Raw genomic sequence first — 19,407 nt, forward strand, 5'->3', positions numbered from 1 at the left:
ACGCCTTTTGGATAGGGAACAACAACCGCCTACGCCAAAGGTATAATGACCATGCGGATCCATCCGCTGAACTCGCTCCCCGCTTGTTCTTCTTGCCGACGGCGGTTTCAAGCTTGCGGCTTACACATGAGAGCAGCATGACCGCTCGCAATCGAGAGGCTACCGGATCTATTGAAGCGTTGCACTACGTGGCTCGGTGACGAGCGCCGGCAACTGCGCTTCGAACGCGCGTTGCATGGCGGCGATGTTGTAATCTCTGCGGTGCTGGACCGTCTTTCGCATCATCAGTTCCTCATCGATGATGGCCTGCATACCCACCATGAAATTGCGAAGACTGAATTGACCTGCATGCGCCCGTAGCGCCTCGGGATGGAAAAGATGCTCATTCTCCTCGAAATCACGCACGGCCTTGATCAGGCCTTCGACGGATTGCTCGCCAAACAGCATGCCGCTGAGGCCCGGAACGACCGTTTCCAGTGCGCCGCCGCTGCCATAGGCGATGACGGGCCTGCCGCTCGCCATGGCTTCGACTGGAACAATGCCGAAATCCTCCTCGCCCGGAAAGATCAACGCACGGCAGCGGGAAAGCTTTTCCTTCAACACCGCAAACGGCGCGCGCCCGAGGAAGGTGATGGTGGGGCCTGCGGCTCGCTTCAGGCGCTCCATCTCCTTGCCTTCGCCGATCACCACCAGCTTGCGGTTCATTCGGGTGAAGGCCTCTACCGCCAGGTCGATACGTTTATAGGGGATCAATTGGCCAGCGCAGAGATAGAAGTCGTCGATGACAGCTGACGGCGTAAAATCGTCTACGCTGACGGGCGGATGAAGGACGGTTGCCGGGCGGCGATAATACTTGCTGATGCGGTCGCTGACATGGTGCGAATTGGCGACGAAGCGATCCACGCGCAAACTTGTGCTGACATCCCAGGACCGCAGTAACGGCGCCAGCACGGGCAACATCAGCCGCGACGCCAGACCGGCATGGGACCGATAGAAGTGATAGTGATCCCAAAGGTAGCGCATCGGTGAATGGCAATAGCAGACATGTGTTGCGTGTGGCGGGGGGATAATGCCCTTGGCCGGACCCGATTCGCTCGAAATGATCAGATCGTAGTCGGTGAGATCGAAGCTCTCCAGCGCAAAAGGCATCAGCGGTAGGAGCGATTGGTATGCTTTGATGGCGCCCGGGATACGCTGCAGGAAGGATGTGGTGACCTTATGCTTGCGGATTTTCTCCGAGACGCGACTTTCATCATAGACAAGGGTGAAGATGTCGGCATCCGGGTACATGTCGCAGAGGGCTTCGACCACCTTTTCGCCGCCGCGCATCGACACAAGCCAATAATGAACGATTGCTACCCGCATTGTTCTTTTCCCTCCTTGGGTCGCAACAACATTGTGCGGGCGGCAACCTTTGCGACAGAACCCATATCGGTCCGCCATCGCATCCAAATGGCCGAAGTGGGCAGCCGAAAGAGTTAACTGACGAGGAAAGCCTGCACGCAAGGATGTGCAAGCCGGCCTAGGGATGTTCGAGGCGCCTGTATGTCCTGCCAGAAGTGATTAGCCCAAGCGCTGCCGCGGGGTATTTACACGTTATGCGTTCAGCTGATGATCTCGTTGCATAGCGCTTGTCCCGGTTTGTGGCGACGCAAGCGACATAACAACGAGATCTCGCCCATGCTTTCAACTTCCGTTTTCTCTCCCCGATTCGGCCGCAAGCCCTCTGGAGCCCTGGTGCCATGGGTGTTGGCATTGGCGCTTTCCGGGGCAGGTTTGCTCGACACAGCCAGCGCTGCGGCCGACACGGCCTACCACATCAGACCGCAGACGCGGATCAAGGTGGCGATCGTCGAATGGATCGCCGCGACAGGCGAATACAAGGAATGGACGGCGCTGAACGGCGAATATGTCGTTTCGCAATCCGGTATGATCTCTATTCCGATGATCGGGGAAATGCAGGTCAACGACAAGACGACCAGCATCGTCAGCGCCGACATCGGCGACAAGCTGAAGCAGATCACCGGTCTTGCCGTCGCGCCCACCGCCTCGGTCGAGGTGGTCAAATATCCGATGATCTACGTCTCCGGTGCTGTCGAAAAGCCAAGCGAACTGGAATTCCGTCCGGGCCTGACAGTCAAACAGGCCATCGCCATGGCCGGTGGTAGCCAGCGCCATTCCAGTCAGACGGGCGACTATTCCGAGGCGCAGCAGATCAGCTATGCCGGCGAGATCAATCGCATGGAGCTGCAATTGAAGCAGCTCAGTGCCCGGCGCGCTCGTCTGATGGCCGAACTCAACGATCAGCCGACCATCACATTCCCGCCGGAGATCAAGGCCGCACCGGATGGGTCGGTCATCAAGCAGATCATGATAAGCGAGATCGATCTGTTCAATGCCCGTGCCGACGCCCTGCGTCAGCAGCTCGTATCCGCGGGGGACCTCGAGACGCTGCTGCACAACGAAATCAACATTCTCGATGAGAAGATGAGCTCGCAGGACGAGCAGGTGAAGATCGCCCAGGACGAGTTGAGCGATATTACGAAGCTGGTCGATACCAAGATCCTGACGACGTCACGCAAGACCTCGCTGGAGCGGATCGTTGCCGAGATGCAGGCCGGCAAGCTGGACCTCGTCGTCGCGTCGATGCAGGCCAAGCAGAAGCTGAGCGAAACCGAACGCGACGCCCTGAACCTCAAAGGTCAGCGCAAGACCGAAGCCGGGCAGCAACTGCAGACGACCGAGACAGATATCGAGGACACGAAACTCAAGCGCAATACGACGCTGCAGCTGCTCCAGATCGCCGGCGCATCGCTCTCCCGCAGCCAGAGCATCCAGTCGCTCGATCTTCAGCCGCGCGAATATTGGATTACGCGAGGCGGCGGCGACGCCGCCGCTACCCAAGTGTCGGAAACGACGGAATTGCAGCCCGGAGACGTTCTGGACGTTCGCTACAACATTTCCGGAAACCTGGACGGTACGGTGCTGTCCTCGGTCGATCCCACGCAATCCCAATGACAATCAAGACAATCAAACCAAGGTTGGGGAACAATTATGGCAGTTCACGAGATCGGTAAGGGCTTGCGCGGTACGCCATCGGATACCAAGCGCTCGGGGGGCAGCGAATACATCTCGTTTCGCGATATCTGGCGCTTTCTGCAGCGTCATTGGTTGATCTTCGCCATTTTCACCTCGGCGGGACTCGGCATCGGTGGCTTCTATATGGCCACGACACAGCCGGTCTATCTGGCAACAACGCGCGTCGTCATGGACCCGGACCAGGGGCGTATCGTGTCCCAGGATGCGTTCACGGGCACTGTCATCATCGAGGCAGCCGAAATTGCCAGCCAAGTCGAGATCGTCAAGTCCGAAGCGACCGCGCGCGCCGTGGTCGAGAAACTCAATCTCAGCGAGGATCCGGAGATCGTCGGAGGCGTGTCGTGGCAAGCGGCCTTCCACGACAAGCTGCGCGCCTTCATCAGCTTTTTCAAGCACGGCGATGCCAGCGCCAAGGCCGTGCCGAGCGACGATGACTTGATGCGCCGCACCATGGCCTCCTTTCTCTCAAGGGTCTCCGTCACCCGGGTCGGCCAATCCTACATTCTTGAGATTGGCTATAGTTCCATCGATCCGGAAAAGGCTGCGCTGGCGGCGAACGCGATCGCCGAGGCCTATATCAAGACGGGGTTGTCGGAACGCGCCTCCGCGGCGCAAAGTGGTGCCAAATGGCTTGAAACACGGCTCATCGAGGTCGGTCGGCAGGCACGCGAAGCGGCCATGAGTGTGGAAGAGTTTCGCGCCAAGAACGGCATTATGGAGATCAGCAACTCTTCATCACTCGATCAGCAACAATTGTCCGAGATCAGCAGCCAGGCAGTCGCGGCGAAGGCGCAGACAGCGGCTGAGTCCGCCAAGCTTGCCACGCTCAACCAGCTGCTGGCGGGCGGCAAGGTCGAGGGCGACGTCGACGAGACAATCAACAATCCCCGCATCCAGAAGCTGCAGGAAGATCTCGGTGTGGCGACCACCAAGCTCAACAACCTTATCAGCCGATATGACGCCGACAATCCCGCCGTTATCGCCGCGCAGCAGGAAATTGACCGGCAGAAGAACGAAATGCGCAAGGAATTTGCCCGTATCCAAGCCGTCTATAGCGCGAATCTTGAGGTCGCCAAGACCCGGGAAGGGCTTCTGGGTGATGAATTGACCTCGCTGAAGGAAACCGGGACGGACAAGAACCTCGCACGCGTGGAACTGTCCGAAATGGAAAGCCGGGCAACGACATATCGCCGCATGTATGAAAGCATTCTCCAGCAATTGATCGGCGCCATGCAGAAGGAATCCTTCCCGCTCGGCAACGTCCGAGTTGTGACGGCCGCCGCCGCACCGCTGACCAAGGCCTGGCCGAAATCGTCCTTTGTAATCCCCTTCTCCGCCATGCTGGGCCTTACGGCCGGCCTGATGGCGGCACTCCTGCGGGATGGCCTGGATCGACGCGTCAGTTCAAGCGAGAAGCTCCGGCGGGAGCTGGGGCTCAGTTTGCTTGGTCATGTCCCCGTCTATACCAGCCCATCTTTCGTGCCCGGCAATATAGTGGCAGGAGGCTCTTCATGGCGGCGAACCATGTTGCCGCTGAGGTCCGTGCTCGACACGCCCTATTCGCAATTCTCCGAAGCGTTGCGTGGCGTCAAGCACTCGATCGATTCCTCCTTCCCGCCCAATGCACCCATGGTGATCGGCATCACCTCGGTCGGCACCGGCGAAGGCAAGACGACGGTCGCGACCAATCTTGCGCAACTCTATCAGCACGAAGGCGCCTCCGTGGTGCTGATCGATGCCGATTTTCTCAACGCGCGGCTGAGTTGCGTGGCGATGGAATCCGGCATGGATTTCGGGATGGAGGTGCTGAGCGTAAATGATGTGCCGCGCCGCTATGCCGTAGCGCATGAAAGCGGCATGCTGGTCGCGAAGACCGATCATGAGCCCGAGGCCGAGAGGTCCTCCGCGCAGGCCCACGGCGGTGTTCCTGTCGTCACCGTCGACGAGACGGAGAAGTCGGTCGCCTCCTTCCAGCGGTACGGGCACCTGCCTGCCTTGAAGGCTGAGATCGACCTGTTGCGGCGGCGATACAAGGTCGTCATCGTCGACATGTCCGCCTTCGAGGACTCCGCCGATACGCGGGTCATCTGCGCCTATCTCGAAGGTATCGTCGTTGTCGTCGGGCAGACCAACAAGATGACGGTCGAGCGGCTGTCTGATGCGCTCGCAAGCTTCGGCACCACGTCGATCAACATCCTCGGCATCATCGCGAACCGCAGCTACGAGAAGCGGCAACATGGCGAACGTCGCCGTTGGTGGCGCAAGTCACGGGGCCGCGAGACGCGCTTTTCTACCAGACGCCTCGTGGGTTATACGGCGGGTCGCCCTCTCAAGGTCGTCGTCGGCATCGCCAGCACCGGCCGGCGGGACATCCTGTCGTCCATCCTTCCCCATATCGCCAACCAGAGCCGCAAGCCGGACGAGGTCGTCGTCTGCCTTTCGTCGCCGGAGGATATCGATCCGAGCTGCCTTCGCAATCTCGACTTCCCCGTGCGGGTGCTCATCTCCGAACGTGGCCTTTGCCGTCAACGCAATCGCATCCTCGACAATATTCGGGATGCGGATATCGTCCTCTTCCTCGACGACGACTTCCTGATGACGCCGACCTATATCGAAGAAGCCGAACGGCTGTTTCAGTTCCAGCCCGATGTCGTCATGTGCACGGGCACAGTATTGGCCGACGGTATCACCGGCCCCGGCATTTCCGTTCGGGACGGCTTGCGGCTGGTCGAAGCCAAGCGCCGACGGCGCTCGGAGCCTACGATGCAGGTTCAGCCGGTCTACAACGCCTATGGTTGCAACATGGCAATCCGGATGGCCATCATCAACGCTACCGGCCTGCGCTTTGACGAGAACCTGCCATCCTATGGCTGGCTCGAGGACGTCGACTTCAGCCGGCTTGCCGCTCATTATGGTCAGGTGGTCAGTGCCAAGCAGCTCGAAGGTGTTCATCTCGGCACCAAGAGCGGCCGGTCGGCCGGTGTCCGTCTTGGCTATTCTCAGATTGCCAACCCCCTCTACCTGATGCGCAAGCGTACCATGAGCGTGCCGCACGCAACGGCGCAGATCGGCCGCAACCTGGTCGCCAATCTCTTCAAAACCTGGCGGCCGGAGCCCTGGGTCGACCGTAAGGGACGGCTCAAGGGTAACATCATGGCTTTCCACGACCTGCTGAAGGGCAGGCTGGCGCCACAAAACATCGAAATGCTGGAATAGCCCCGTGCGCCCCGCCAATCTCGATCGCGTCGTCATCATTAACGATCGCTCCGCCAGGATAGGGGGGGCATCGAACCTTGCAATCCTTTCGGCTGGTTTGCTGCAGGACGCAGGGATACCGGTAACCTATTTTGCCGGAGATGCCGCCGGCTCCGATCCGCCGGCGGCCGATACCATCAATCTCGACGCCCAGCCGCTGATGCAACAGGCACGTATGCACGCCCTCGTCAGCGGCCTATACAGCCGGCATGCCTATGCCGCCCTCCAGGGCCTTATCGCCCGCGTCGATACACCTGGCACCATCTACCATGTGCACGGCTGGACGAAGATTCTGTCGCCTTCGATCTTTCGAGCGCTGTGGCCTGTGCGCGAGCGTGTCATCCTGCACGCCCATGACTATTTCCTGTCCTGTCCGAATGGCGGATTTGCCAACTATCGCAAGAATCAGGTCTGTCCGCTGACGCCCATGTCGGTCCAATGTCTGACGACGAACTGCGACAAGCGCGGATACGATGAGAAAGTCTGGCGGTCGGCGCGTCATCTGCTGCGGGAGTATTTTTATCCCACACGGCAGATACCCGCCAATATCGTTGTCGTGCACCAGCGCATGCTCGATTATTTCGAGCGCGGCCAGATGCGGACAGCCAATATTGAAATAATCCGCAATCCCGTCGAACCGTTTCTGAAACACCCCATGGATCCCTGGAAGAAACGCGATTTCTTCTTTGTCGGCCGGCTGGAGCCCGAAAAGGGATTTGAAGACGCTGCGATCGCAGCCCGGCTTGCCGGCGTGAAACTCCACGTCATCGGGGACGGTGCCGGCCGCGCGCGTCTGGAAAAAGACTATCCCGAAGTCGTCATTCACGGCTGGAAAACCAAGGATGAGATTCGGGACATCATTGCTCAAGCGCGCGCGCTCGTCGTGTCCTCGCGCGTTCCGGAACCTTTCGGGCTTGCCGCGCTGGAGGCCGTGACCAGCGGCATCCCGGTCATCCTTCCGGATGCAGCGCTCCTGGGCGACGAGCTCGAGGCGCTTGGATGCGGGCTGACCTTTCAGAGCGGCAAGGTGGAAACGCTCGCGAGCGGGATGCGTCGGCTGGCCAATGACGACATGCTGCTTCGTTGGATGAGCGTCAATTGCATCCGCCAGTCCGGCGAGCTGGCGCACACGCCGGCATCATGGCGCGATGCGCTGCTCGTCCTCTACGAGCACATCCTGAAGCGGGCAAACACCACCAGGACGGGCGAAAATGTGCCCGCGCTCAGTGATTTTCCGGTCGCCCGTCAGGTTGTCGACGAGACAAGCTAAGCTGGCGGTCAGCCTTGTGTTCGCGGCTCTACGCCAATGGGACTAGGTCAATGCCCGTAGGGTCAATTGTAAAGGGCGATGGCAACTGCCAGCTTTGAGAAAAGGATTCAGCAGGTGGTAAGGGGTCTGAAACATGCTATCGGCTTTTGATGGCTTTGCCCATGGCGAGCAATCGCTTCGCGATTTGAAACGGACAGTACGGCGCAGCCGTTCGAAACGCCTTGTCGACCTTATTCTTTCGGGCGCGGGATTGCTGTTTCTTGCACCGGCGTTTCTCGTCATTGCAGTCGCATTGCTCCTGGTTGACGGCCGTCCCATCATCTATCGCCACACCCGCATCGGCCGTGACGGCCGACCATTTGAATGTCTGAAATTCCGCACCATGCGCAAGGACGCCGACCGGCGGCTGGCGGAACTGCTCGAACGAGATGCGCAGCGAAAACAGGAATGGCTTTCGACACAGAAACTGATGAACGATCCGCGCGTGCACTGGCTTGGGAAATATTTGCGCATGAGCAGCGCGGACGAGCTGCCGCAGCTATTGAACGTTCAGCGCGGCGAGATGAGCCTGGTCGGACCCCGTCCAGTCGTGGCCTCGGAACTCGAACGCTATGGCGCGCACCTCTACTGCTATCTGGCACTGCAACCGGGCATAACCGGCCTCTGGCAGGTCAATCGCCGCGCGGAGACAACCTATGAAGAGCGCGTGCAATTCGATGTGGATTATTACCACAGCCGCTCGCTGCGCATCGACCTGGCTATTCTCATCAGAACCGTCGGCGTCGTGCTGCTTGCCCGCAATGAAAAAGAACGTCTTACCAAATGAAGAACATGGCAACGGCGATCCATACAATCAGGCAGAATATCACGATCATCCAACGAACCGCGTATTTCCGATGTGATGGGCGTGCCCGCCCTTCGATGATGCGATCGCGATCCTGGTTGTCGTCTTTCATACGCTGCTCTGCATGGTGTTTCATGATAGTTACCGACAAGCCCATTCTCTCTGGCCGACAAACCCGATCCGGTCGCGGCTCCCAAGGCGGTATTTTCTATAAAACAAAGTCGTATAGTCTCGGCTTTTCCCTCTTAGACGCAGCACCCCATGGCATGGAATCATGTCCTGAATGGGAACCCTACAAATTTTTTCTGACGCAAAACTGGATTATTCCACCGATATTCACTCAATATAGTACCAATATTGGGAGGCCAAGGGTCGAGAGGGACATATTGTTCTTTCGCGACCTGGGACAGGCGGTGCGCTGATGGACGGCCTGCCGTTGCATCCCAAAATTTCCAGCCGAACCAGAGTGCAGCGGTGGCTTCTTTCCCGCCTGCCATCAATAGTCGGGGACGGTGCTTCGACGCTCGGCTCGAAGGTCGTCTCGCAGATCGTGCAGCTGCTCGTTTTCCTCGTTGCCGCACGCATGCTGGAATCGGCCGAATTCGGTCTTTACGCTTACAGTTCCGCCATCGTGGTCATGCTCGTCGTCATCGCGGAAGGCGGATGGGGCGAGTTCGTGATGAAGAGGGATTGCACCGATCGTGAACTCGATCAGATCGGGACGATATCGATCATCGCCGGCGTGCTGGTCACGATTGCCGGCCTGTCGGCTGCTGCTCTCGCCTGGTTCCTTTTGCCACGATCCGACGAGGCGCTTCTCCTTGTTCTCTTCAGCTGCTGGTTCCTGCCGTCATCACTCTATGTCGTCTATGACGGGCTATTGGTTGCGCGAGGGCTTTTGCGCAAACAGGCCGCCATCCGCATAGCGAGCGAAGTGGTCGGACTTTGCGTGACCATGCTCGGCCTATGGGCGGGATGGAGTGTATTTTCGCTCGCAGCCGGCCGGCTTGCAGCGCAATTGGTTTGCCTCGGCGCGTCCGCCATTGTGCTCAAATGGTATCCAAAGCTCCACCTGACATGGCCTTTCGCGCGGGAGATTCTCGAATTCTCCGGTCATATCCTGTCGAACCGGCTGATCCTCTTCCTGCGCTCCTATTCCGGCACGCTGGCGATCGGCAGTTTTCTAGGCCTTGCCGAGGCAGGCTACTACCGCGTCGCCGAGCGCATCATTGCGGCCTTTTCCGAGCTCATAGGCGAGCCGGCGCGCATGCTTGCCTGGACGCTGTTTCGCCGTTCCGCGATGATACCGGATTCCAACGGAACGCCTAAGCGCGATATCGGCGCATCCGCAACGGCTTTCATGACAGTCCTCATGGCGATTTCTGCGCCGATCTATCTCGGCCTCTCGCTCATCTCGTCCAATCTGATCGACATCGTGCTTGGCGATAAATGGGCGCCGGCGGCAATTCTCGTGACGATCCTGTCGATGAAGCAGGTCCTGCTGACGCCGGGTTACGTCACCGAGGCGCTCCTGTCGCTATCGGGCAATATCCGCCGCATGCCTCCGACCATGCTGCTCAATGCCGCGGCCTCGGTTGGCCTCATCTTGCTTCTGGCGCCCTTCGGTGTCGAAGCGGCCGCCTGGGGCCAATGTGCCGCCGCCCTGATTTCCTTTCTGACGTCGATGCATCTGCAGCGAAACTACGGCGGCCTTGGCTGGGGGCGCGTCATGCGCAAAAGCGGCTACATCGCCGTGGCGATCCTACTGATGGCGGCAACAGTCTATGGGCTCGGCTGCTGCGCCGAAGTCTGGAACATGCGGCGGATCCTGACGCTCATGCTGCAAGTGCTGATCGGAGGAGCGATCTACGTCCTGGTGCTTGCGGCTCTAAAGAAGCTGATCGGGGACACGGCTTCGATCCTGTCGCCCAGCCAACCGTAACGAGGAGATCACGATGACAACCCTATCCGTGTCCGGCAACACACGTTCTATTCTCAAGGGCGCGGCACAGAGGGCTGCACACGCGTTTTCACCCCTGCGGGCGGCAGTCGGGCGCCTGCACTATCTTTCGCCTCTCCCACGACGATTTACAGGCGCCTACGGCACCTTTGAGGCGGCCATGACAGCCGCCCGCCGGCAGCCGATGGCCGGCTATGATCACGAGGAAATCGCAAGCGTCTCCTTTGCCAAAATGTGCCAGGTGGCGCCATGGGACTATCCGGTGCTGTTCTGGATGCGGAGCCTGATGCCGACAGTGGATGGTCTCATCGATGCCGGCGGGCACATGGGAACGAAATATCGCGCCTTTCGGCCGTTGCTGTCGCTGGATGGCTCCTTTCGCTGGATCGTCTACGATCTGGCAGCCATCGTTCGAGCCGGCCGAAGCCTGGCCGAGCGTGACGGATTGACCGGCCTTTCCTTTGTCGACCGGATCGAGGACGCCGGCGCAACGCCGTTGTTCCTAGGGTCCGGGCTGATGCAATATCTTGATATGCCACTATCCGATCTGCTGAAGCGCCTACCAAGTCTGCCGCCCCACCTGATCCTCAACAAGGTTGCCCTTCGCAAGGGCGGAGCCGTTGTTACGCTCGAGCGGATCGGTAAGACTCATGTGCCTTATCATATGCGCGACGAGGCTACCTTTATCGATGATGTAACCCGGCTCGGCTACCGGCTGGTCGATCGCTGGTCGATCCCCTCGCTGTCGCACGTGATCGACACGCATCCGGAGCTGGGACGCAGCGAAAGCGCCGGCTTCTACTTTCGGTTGGACTAGCATTACAGTTGCATTTTTGCTTTCAAATGCGCTCGTCGAGCGGCAGCCTGATGGGCGCGCCTCCAGCATGACCACGCGATGACGTAGGCGGGCTTTATGCGACGCTGGGCAAGCCTTGTGGCGATGCGCCGGACTTCCTGGATAGACCAGCGGATTAAATCCTGATGGGCGGCATCCGCGGTCTTTTTTGGGGCGTCACGTCATTGGCGCGATACCGGATCACCGCCATCATGGCGAAGGCGAGCATGACCAGGGAGACGTGGCGATGCCAGCCATGCCATGACCGGGTTTCGTTGTGATCGAGTCCGAGCTCGTTCTTGGCGGTCTCGAAGCTATCTTCGATGGCCCAGCGATGGCCTTCAACGGAAACGAGCGTCTGGATGCCCGTTCCGGCCGGGCACCATGTGGTGAAGAATGCGAGATCGCCGTCGCTGATATTGCGCCGGATCAGGAGGCCACGGGTCCAAAGGCCCGTTTCCGTCTCGTTATATTCGTCGGCATGGAGATCGGCGAGTTCGCAGTAGGCCCAGTCATGAAGCCGCGCGCCTTTGGTGCCATCACCGGCGGAAAGACGCTGCCATGCTTTTGGATCGAGGTCACGGGCGATCTCCTGAGCTGTGCCGGCGACCGGAGGCTTGCCCGACCAGGAGCCGAAATGGTGGTCCGATTTAACCCCAAGAACGTAGCCTTTGCAGGCTCCGCGCAGGGTCCCTTCAACGTCCCCGACGCCATAGACCGCATCTGCAGCCACCCATGAAAACGGCACATCGGCTGCCAGCGCACGCCGTATCATATCGACAGCCAGGCCTGGCTTGGTAGCGAAGGCTATAGCCTCAGGAACATGGGTGGCTGCAAGCCTTGCCGGATCACCGGTCCAGCTCTTGGGCAAGTACAGGGCTCGATCGATAAAGGCATGACCGCGAACGGACACATAGGCGGCGAACACACCGATCTGGCAGTTCGCTATCTTGCCTGCCGAACCTGTATATTGACGCGAAACACCGCACGATGTCTTGCCCTGCTTGAGGAAGCCCGTCTCATCGATGACCAGGACCGCATCATCGGCGGCGAGGTTTTCCACAACATACTCTCGCACGATGTCGCGAAGTCCATCCGCGTCCCAGCGTCCGCGACCCAAAATGGCTTGCTGCCGCCACGGACCGGGATCCCCGGCCGCCTCAGCGCGCATCCAACCTGTCTTTCGCCGCTCGTCACCCAGCAAGCCGTCCAGGAAAAGGTTCGCGGATGCTGCAACTCGCTCCTGCGTAAACAGTCGCCGCATACGAGCCTTGACGTCACGCAGCGACGATGCCCAAAGTTCCAGCGTCGTCTCGATTGATGCACCCATCATCCATGACCTCCGAATCATGGAGACCCATAGATTCAGAGTTTATAGAAATATGCAACTGTAATGCTAGGCCGCGGACTCACAACGCGCAGCCATAGGCGGATGCAAACGAGCCTGACGAACGCGCCGGCGCTATCATCAACCCACCGCATCCATGATGACAGCACCGATAGCCTGATTTTGCTTCCGTGTTCGCGGAGCTATAGCCGCATATGCCGTTTGACGCCTCTCGGTCGAAACCGACAAAAGCGGACGATTATGTGCTAATCTCACGAGCTACCAAACGGACGGAGGGTGGTGCCAATGTTGGAAACGGACAAGGTATTCGCTGGCTCGATTCCGGAAAATTACGACCGTTATATGGTGCCGTTGATTTTCGAGCCGTTCGCCGCGGATCTTGCACAACGAGCAGCGTCCTTTTCGCCAAACGCTGTTTTGGAAATCGCCGCGGGCACCGGGGTTGTCACGCGCGCGTTGGCGCCAAAACTGTCCGCCGGCGCAAGCTATATCGTCACCGACCTCAATCAACCGATGCTCGACTACGCCGCTTCGCGGCAAGCTCCCGACACCCGCATCAAATGGCGCCAAGCGGACGCTCTGGCGCTGCCGTTTGAAAATGCGGTCTTCGACCTCGTTTGTTGTCAATTCGGCGCGATGTTCTTCCCCGACCGCTCGGCTGCCTACCGGGAGGCAAGGCGGGTTCTAAAGCCCGGAGGACGTTTTTTGTTCAACGTGTGGGATCGCATCGAGGAGAATGTATTTGCGGATGAGGTGACGAATGCTCTCGCAGAGATTTTTCCGAACGATCCGCCGCGCTTTCTGGCACGCACGCCGCACGGCTACCACGATACGGAGCTGATCCGCACCGAGTTGGCGGACGCGGGTTTCTCCCGTGTGGTGATCGAAACGAGAGCCGAACAAAGCCGTGCATCCTCGCCCCGCGTTCCGGCCGTTGCTTATTGTCAGGGAACTGTTCTTCGCAACGAAATCGAGGCCAGGGAAGCGGGAAGCCTGGAGGCTGCGACCGACTGCGCTGCATCCGCGATCGCAGCTAGACACGGTCCCGGCGAGGTTGCTGCCAAGATCCAGGCCCACGTCATCGTGGCCGTGGTCTAGGTGTTGCAATATGCCATTCCGGCAGTTCGCGACATTCCGCTGCCAAGCAGCAATTGCGTCGCTTTCGGAATGAAGCGCACATGAACCGAATTTGTGGGTACACGCCCTAGCCCTAGCCCTAGGTGTGATGCGTCGATAGCTGCCGGTCGCGGATAGACGCCTTAGGCGACTGCTCGATCTCGTGGCGGCGCTTGATATGATCGGCAAGCCGGATCGCCAGCGTCAGCAGCATCAATGTCGGATTGGCATGGCCGGGTGTGGGAAACACCGAACTGCCGGCGACAAACAATCCGTCGATACCGTGGACCATGGCGTTGGGATCGACGACGCTGGTCAATGGATCGGTACCCATGCGGGTCGTGCATGAGGGATGGGCCATGTCCATGAAGGCGGCAGCGCCACCGTCGTCGGCTTCGATCCAGTCCGCCAATTGCGGCCGCGGCAAACCAACGCGATCAAATTCGTCCACCATGATTTGCGCGAACCGCTTGATGCTCTCGATTTCGCAGGAGCCGATCTTCCAATCGACGCGTGCCAAAGGCTGGCCAAGCCGATCCCGTTGCTTCGAGAGCGTAACGCGGCTTTCAGGATCGAGCCGTTGTTCCGCCATCGCGTCGAAACGCAGTTCTGTGGAGCGATGCGGCAGACCCCGCTTGCGGATCAGCCGGTTGTAGAGGCCGGACGTGATCAGGGCCGGAGACGTTCCGATCGCGAAAAGATCCTGCATGAATGCCCTGCTGGAACCATGGGCCAAGCGTTTGAGCGCCCCCCAGGGGTCGTGATCGGCGTGGATCTGCACGGGATAGGCAGCGCAATTGGTAAGACCCTCCCGCTCCTGCATTTCGGGGCTCAAGGACAATCCCCTCAGATAGAAATGCGTCCGGCCTTCATGCGTCAGACCGTAGAAATTGAAATGCTCGGCGATGGCGTCGATGTCATGCCCGGTGAAGCTGCAAAGCGAGGTGCGCGGGTGGTCGCAAAGATAGCGGCCGACAACGTCGTGCTGATTGCCGATGCCTGCACCCATCACCGAATTTGAGGCCAGCAGCAGACGCGCGTTCTCGATACCTCCGCCACAAAGGACGATCGTGTTCGCATGGACGGTCGCCTTTTTGCCGGCGAGGCTTTCCACGCTCAGCGATGTCGGCCTCAGGCCCTGATCGTCGAGATTGATCTGAGTCACCGTCGCGTGCGTCAAGAAATCTACATTTGCCGCAGCGATATCGCAGGCGAGGCGGTTGAAGCGTGTCGGCTCACCGTGTCGATCCAACGTGTGGCTGAATTGCCAGAAGAAGGGACGCAGAAACTGTTCGTCCAAGCCAAGTTCGCTTGGGCGCGAATGGAGCAGGCCAAAGAGCCGTTTATCATAGAAATTGGGGCCAAGGTTGAGCAGTTCCCCTGCCCGATCAAGGGCTGTCAGCAGTTGATAGCGTGCAATCGGCCAACCGGAAAGCGGGAGCCAGGGCCGGTGGGCGAAGTCGATCTCGTCGAAGGCGGCGCACTTGCCGATCCAGGTATGGCTGCTGCCACCCAGGATACGGTCGCGCAGCTCGAAGGCCGCTACGTCGTTCAGCCATGCCAGGTTGCCGGCATAGCCGCGTCCCGTCGGCTCGACGCTTTTTGAGGCTCGAGGTTCCCCGATATTCTCAACCGCACTCAATGTCTGGGTCTCTGCCTGGTAGTCGGTACCGCCGCTCTCGATGACAAGGACGCGAATCCGTGTGTCGGCAAGCTCTCGAGCGATGGCGATACCTGCCGGCCCACCGCCGATGATAGCCACATCCGCAGCCATCTGAATATTATCTAATATTGATCTGAGATCGACGATCGCCATCATAGTATTCCCGTGTATTCCCGCGTGTTATTTTACTTTCTACCAGCATCGCAGCGATCCGGATAATCGTTCAATTGGCATAGGCGGCGACGACGACTACCGATTTCGGATAGGTATATTCATCGAACATCGCGCCCTTCTTAGTCGGAAAGCCATGCTGAAAACGGCGGGAACAAGCGCTAGGCTCTTCAGGAAAATGTCGATTTCCCTGGGGAGTGAGAGTTATGGCCAAAGTGGGGTTACGTGAATGGTTGGCGCTTGCGCCGGTATTTGCTTCCGGGAAGCTCGCGCGTTACAGCGACGAGACCGGTGGCCCGCTCGGACGCTTTGAAGCTGATTTCTGCGCCAAGTTTGGCGTGCGCCATGCGCTGACGATGAGCAGCGGCACGGGAGCCTTGATTTCGGCGCTGATCGCCGCCGGCGTCGGCCCTGGCGACGAAGTGCTGGTGCCGGCCTATACCTGGATTGCAACAGCCGCCGCCCCATTGGCTGCCGGCGCGGTCCCGATCCTGGTCGATGTTGACCAGACGCTGACCATGGACCCCGCCGACATCCTTCGAAAAATTACACCCCAGACTCGCGCGATCATTCCGGTCCATATGTCGAACATGGTTTGCAACATGGACGCCATCATGCGCATTGCCCGAGAACACAATCTGGCTGTTATCGAGGATGCCTGTCAGGCTGTGGGATTGCGCTACAAGACCAAGCGGGTCGGCACGATCGGCGATTTCGGTGCGTTCAGCTTCAATCAGTTCAAGAATATAAATTGTGGCGAGGGCGGCGCCGTCGTTACGAACGATACGCGCTTGTTTGCGCGTGCGCGGATGTATCACGACATCGGCTCGATGTTTCGCGGCCATCTCGACAATGCCAATGAGCCACCCATGCTCGGCGTGAATTTCAAGGCGAGCCAGATCCAGGGCGCCATGTTGAACGTACAATTGAAACGGCTCGACCCGATGATCGCGCGCATGCGCGAGCGTTACGACGTCATGAGTGAAATTCTTTCGAAGAACAAGCGGCTGCGCATTGGCCCGCACAATGACATCGGCAACGCTGCCGGGCTGCACGTCATTTTCGAAACGTCTGACGATGCCAAGCAATTTGCCGAGGAAAACAAGCGTGGCGTCTATCGCCTCTATGATTCCAGCCGTCACGTCTACACCAACTGGCAGCCGGTCTTGCAGCAGCGCACCGGCCACCCAGCGATGAATCCCTTTCTCTGGACGGATCGCCGGATCGAATATACGCCCGAGTCCTGCGCGCAAACGCTTGATATCTTGAAGCGCACCTGTCGCATCAGCCTTGGCGAGAACTACCCGGTGACCCTGGTCGCCTACATGGCGCGACGCATGGCGAGATCGACGCCACCGACCGCTGGCAGCCTCTTTTACGCAACGACCTAGCATGGAAGTCATTGGCCCCGATACGATCGACGTCTGGACCTGGAGCTTGGACGTGCCGCCGCCTGCACTTGGCGCCTGCACCGTGCTGCTATCAGTTGATGAATGCGCGAGAGCCATGCACTTCGCCCGTGAACGCGACAAGCGGCGTTTCGTCGCCGCAAGGGCGCAACTGCGTTCCGTGCTGGGACGATATCTCGGACTCTCGCCACAGTCGATATGCTTCACCTATGGCGATTATGGGAAGCCGTACCTTACCATCGACGGTACCCCGCCCTTCTACTTCAATCTCAGTCACAGCGCCGACCTTGCGGTCCTTGCCATATCCGATTGCTATGACCTTGGCGTCGATATAGAGGAGATCCGCTTCCTGAAGGAGGACATCGCAAGGCGTTTCTTTTCGCGTAAGGAATATCAGACCCTGCGAGCCCTGCCGGCGGCAACTTACCTTGATGGCTTTTATCGCTGCTGGACGCGCAAGGAGGCATTCGTCAAGGCACATGGACGCGGATTGTCGCTACCGCTCGACAGCTTCGACGTCACGTTCGACGGGTTCGGCGAGCCAAGACTTGAGCGGCTGGAAGGCGATCCGGATGCGCCATCGAACTGGAGCATCCTGGAGCTTGAGACGCCGGTCAATTTTGCCGGTGCCGTCGTCGCCTCGACAAAAGGGCATCCCGTCCATCTGCGTTATCGAGACGCGGACATGTAGCTACAGCGCTTCCGTTCCAAACAAGGTCACGGCAGCGCTCTATCCTTTTGTTCTTGCGCATTTCCGCACGGAAAACCGCTTCACACTTTTTCTGGAAATGCTCTATGTGCCTAATCTGGCGTCCAGAATGTAACGGCCGTTTGTCGCATCGAAATGATGGCAGCCGCGCAATCCGGGTTTGAATCCGGGTGTGATCGTGCGAATGCAACGCTCTCGATAATCGTCGAGCGTAAGCTCTTCAATTTCCATGATGTTAAGCCCGTAGCCGTAAACGCCGTTTGTATTGCGCTGCGACGGCCGCAAGAGCCTGCCGTCGTGTTCGAAGATGCGCCCCGCACCCCGGGCCACGGTGCTGCCGATCACGACGGGATTGTGTTTATGCGGTTCGATGCGCGTCAGTTCGGGACCGTCGACCTCGAACACATAGAGCTCGCTGCAGTGGTCCTCATAGGCATGATAATCCGAGAGGTTGGTGAACAGCCACCATTTGCCGTCGTGCCGCGTCAGGACGCTGTCGGCAGGCGATTGTCCTTCGAGAGCGGTAGCATGAAGTTCCCATTTCAGGGGAAATTGGCTACAGCGCCAAACCTCGAGACGCCGCGCCTGATGGGTTTCCGGTATCATGAAGATCTGATCACCGTCGCGGAACACGCAGGGATAGGAAAGATGATACGGGCGCTCCAGCGCCACGCCGACCTGTTCGACTGTATCACCGTTGAAGCGGCCGACGGCGATATGCGCCTTGCGGTCGCCGCGCGCGTAGGCCTCGTAGAACAGATAGCACTCGCCTTCATGCTGGAACAGGAACGGATCGGCCTTGATGCTGCTTTCGGACGGAGGGATTTCGATCGCCTGGCTTGGATCGAAATCGCCGATGTGCCCGCGACCCGTATAAAGTGTCCAGATGGCGGAATCGGAACGAAGTCGAGCCTTGATGGCTCTGAATGCTCTGGCTGAGACCGAACCTGTCAAAATACGGGCGTAGCGAAGGAGATCGCTGAATGATGGGGCGGGAACATCCGGCTGCCCGTAGACGCGAGGCAGGTCGAACTGACGGGTATCGGCCAGACGCGTGAGCTCACGCAGCAGGAGCGTTACACCTCGCTCGCGCACGACGGCACTGCCCCTGGCGGCGCTGAGCTTGATGTTGAATGCCGCTCTGGCGATCTCGACCCTGGTGGCCTCGCCGCCGTATTTCGCATAGAGCAGCAGGTTGGTTGTCGGAGCTTTGGCGAGAATGTCGGCATAGCCGAACCAGTCTGTATCTACGGACCGCTGGTCGGAAAAATTGAAGGCCCATTCGCCGAACGGCAGCAGGCGGATCGCGTCATCGGGCATGCCTTCCGGCGTCGTGCGTATGACGAGATCGAGGTTCAGGCGCTGCAGGAATGCCGGCGTCATGTTGCCGCCGGTGCCGTCTTGATTGGCGACGGCGTCGTAGCAATCTATGAAATGGCGGCTGGTGTCGAAGTGCTTTGAGACATAGGCCGGCTGTCTGGCGAAGGCTTTCGCCTCCAGCCACGCACCCCACGACAATAGTCGTGAGGTCTTGTGCTCATTGAACGCGCAATGATGGATGAGCACTGCCGCGAGTTCCAAACGCGGATCGGCAAGGATCCGATCGAGAACCATGAGTTCCCAATTCTCGAACGCGCGCCCGTGCGCAATGAGAACGCCAATCCTCAACGGCTTGGTCACATCCATAATTGTGTTTCCTTGCGTGGCCTCGCCCGTTGCCGCCCAAAC

At 59.2% G+C, this 19,407-nt stretch carries 13 protein-coding genes; 9 read left to right on the forward strand and 4 right to left on the reverse strand.

Annotation, left to right across the window (positions count from 1 at the left end):
• Positions 1 to 168 precede the first annotated feature (168 nt).
• On the reverse strand, positions 169 to 1,365 hold the full coding sequence (locus AB8B29_RS28255) for a glycosyltransferase (protein ID WP_081999545.1): 1,197 nt from the start codon (positions 1,363 to 1,365) through the stop codon (positions 169 to 171).
• Positions 1,366 to 1,737: 372 nt separating this feature from the next.
• Here AB8B29_RS28255 and AB8B29_RS28260 point away from each other — a divergent pair, with 372 nt between their 5' ends.
• The 6 genes from AB8B29_RS28260 (at position 1,738) to AB8B29_RS28285 (ending at position 11,245) form a co-directional block, all read left to right on the forward strand.
• Positions 1,738 to 3,018: a polysaccharide biosynthesis/export family protein gene (locus tag AB8B29_RS28260; protein ID WP_439006895.1), complete on the forward strand. Its 1,281-nt coding sequence runs from the start codon at positions 1,738 to 1,740 to the stop codon at positions 3,016 to 3,018.
• Positions 3,019 to 3,054: 36 nt separating this feature from the next.
• Entirely contained in the window at positions 3,055 to 6,315 is a 3,261-nt protein-coding gene (locus AB8B29_RS28265) for a nucleotide-binding protein (RefSeq protein WP_113102583.1), read from the forward strand.
• Between the two features lie 4 nt (positions 6,316 to 6,319).
• Positions 6,320 to 7,624, forward strand: coding sequence for a glycosyltransferase family 4 protein (locus AB8B29_RS28270; RefSeq protein WP_092574207.1), 1,305 nt, complete (start codon positions 6,320 to 6,322; stop codon positions 7,622 to 7,624).
• A gap of 133 nt (positions 7,625 to 7,757) precedes the next feature.
• Positions 7,758 to 8,450: a sugar transferase gene (locus tag AB8B29_RS28275; RefSeq protein ID WP_047562002.1), complete on the forward strand. Its 693-nt coding sequence runs from the start codon at positions 7,758 to 7,760 to the stop codon at positions 8,448 to 8,450.
• Between the two features lie 484 nt (positions 8,451 to 8,934).
• Entirely contained in the window at positions 8,935 to 10,410 is a 1,476-nt protein-coding gene (locus tag AB8B29_RS28280; protein WP_245297490.1) for an oligosaccharide flippase family protein, read from the forward strand.
• 13 nt (positions 10,411 to 10,423) lie between these two features.
• Entirely contained in the window at positions 10,424 to 11,245 is an 822-nt protein-coding gene (locus tag AB8B29_RS28285; RefSeq protein WP_080760668.1) for a methyltransferase, TIGR04325 family, read from the forward strand.
• 154 nt (positions 11,246 to 11,399) lie between these two features.
• Here the strand turns inward: AB8B29_RS28285 and AB8B29_RS28290 are convergent, their stop codons facing one another.
• Positions 11,400 to 12,614, reverse strand: coding sequence for an IS701 family transposase (locus tag AB8B29_RS28290; protein ID WP_439006094.1), 1,215 nt, complete (start codon positions 12,612 to 12,614; stop codon positions 11,400 to 11,402).
• Between the two features lie 282 nt (positions 12,615 to 12,896).
• Here AB8B29_RS28290 and AB8B29_RS28295 point away from each other — a divergent pair, with 282 nt between their 5' ends.
• The gene (locus tag AB8B29_RS28295) at positions 12,897 to 13,709 is read left to right on the forward strand and encodes a class I SAM-dependent methyltransferase (RefSeq protein ID WP_047639065.1); all 813 of its coding nucleotides are present in this window, start codon (positions 12,897 to 12,899) and stop codon (positions 13,707 to 13,709) included.
• A gap of 118 nt (positions 13,710 to 13,827) precedes the next feature.
• Here the strand turns inward: AB8B29_RS28295 and AB8B29_RS28300 are convergent, their stop codons facing one another.
• Positions 13,828 to 15,501 (reverse strand): GMC oxidoreductase, encoded by a 1,674-nt coding sequence (locus AB8B29_RS28300; protein WP_244655289.1) that lies wholly within the window; start codon positions 15,499 to 15,501, stop codon positions 13,828 to 13,830.
• Positions 15,502 to 15,767: 266 nt separating this feature from the next.
• Here AB8B29_RS28300 and AB8B29_RS28305 point away from each other — a divergent pair, with 266 nt between their 5' ends.
• Both AB8B29_RS28305 and AB8B29_RS28310 read left to right on the forward strand, forming a co-directional pair.
• Positions 15,768 to 16,952 carry a DegT/DnrJ/EryC1/StrS family aminotransferase gene (locus AB8B29_RS28305; protein WP_037201170.1) on the forward strand — a complete coding sequence of 395 codons (1,185 nt, stop codon included), beginning with the start codon at positions 15,768 to 15,770 and terminating at the stop codon, positions 16,950 to 16,952.
• Between the two features lies 1 nt (position 16,953).
• On the forward strand, positions 16,954 to 17,661 hold the full coding sequence (locus AB8B29_RS28310; protein WP_047639066.1) for a 4'-phosphopantetheinyl transferase family protein: 708 nt from the start codon (positions 16,954 to 16,956) through the stop codon (positions 17,659 to 17,661).
• Positions 17,662 to 17,763: 102 nt separating this feature from the next.
• Here AB8B29_RS28310 and AB8B29_RS28315 read toward each other — a convergent pair whose 3' ends face one another.
• Entirely contained in the window at positions 17,764 to 19,365 is a 1,602-nt protein-coding gene (locus AB8B29_RS28315) for a glucosamine inositolphosphorylceramide transferase family protein (protein ID WP_047639133.1), read from the reverse strand.
• Positions 19,366 to 19,407: the final 42 nt, after the last annotated feature.

Source organism: Rhizobium sp. 11_C7_N12_5 (assembly GCF_051811145.1).
In the GTDB taxonomy this organism is placed as follows: Bacteria; Pseudomonadota; Alphaproteobacteria; order Rhizobiales; family Rhizobiaceae; genus Rhizobium; species Rhizobium lusitanum.

Excerpts from the sequence above, each read along its gene's own strand:
- AB8B29_RS28295 (WP_047639065.1), top strand. The coding sequence starts at position 12,897 with ATGTTGGAAACGGACAAGGTATTCGCTGGCTCGATTCCGGAAAATTAC.
- AB8B29_RS28300 (WP_244655289.1), bottom strand. The coding sequence starts at position 15,501 with ATGGCTGCGGATGTGGCTATCATCGGCGGTGGGCCGGCAGGTATCGCC.
- AB8B29_RS28310 (WP_047639066.1), top strand. The coding sequence starts at position 16,954 with ATGGAAGTCATTGGCCCCGATACGATCGACGTCTGGACCTGGAGCTTG.
- AB8B29_RS28305 (WP_037201170.1), top strand. The coding sequence starts at position 15,768 with ATGGCCAAAGTGGGGTTACGTGAATGGTTGGCGCTTGCGCCGGTATTT.
- AB8B29_RS28265 (WP_113102583.1), top strand. The coding sequence starts at position 3,055 with ATGGCAGTTCACGAGATCGGTAAGGGCTTGCGCGGTACGCCATCGGAT.
- AB8B29_RS28285 (WP_080760668.1), top strand. The coding sequence starts at position 10,424 with ATGACAACCCTATCCGTGTCCGGCAACACACGTTCTATTCTCAAGGGC.
- AB8B29_RS28275 (WP_047562002.1), top strand. The coding sequence starts at position 7,758 with ATGCTATCGGCTTTTGATGGCTTTGCCCATGGCGAGCAATCGCTTCGC.
- AB8B29_RS28315 (WP_047639133.1), bottom strand. The coding sequence starts at position 19,365 with ATGGATGTGACCAAGCCGTTGAGGATTGGCGTTCTCATTGCGCACGGG.
- AB8B29_RS28255 (WP_081999545.1), bottom strand. The coding sequence starts at position 1,365 with ATGCGGGTAGCAATCGTTCATTATTGGCTTGTGTCGATGCGCGGCGGC.
- AB8B29_RS28290 (WP_439006094.1), bottom strand. The coding sequence starts at position 12,614 with ATGATTCGGAGGTCATGGATGATGGGTGCATCAATCGAGACGACGCTG.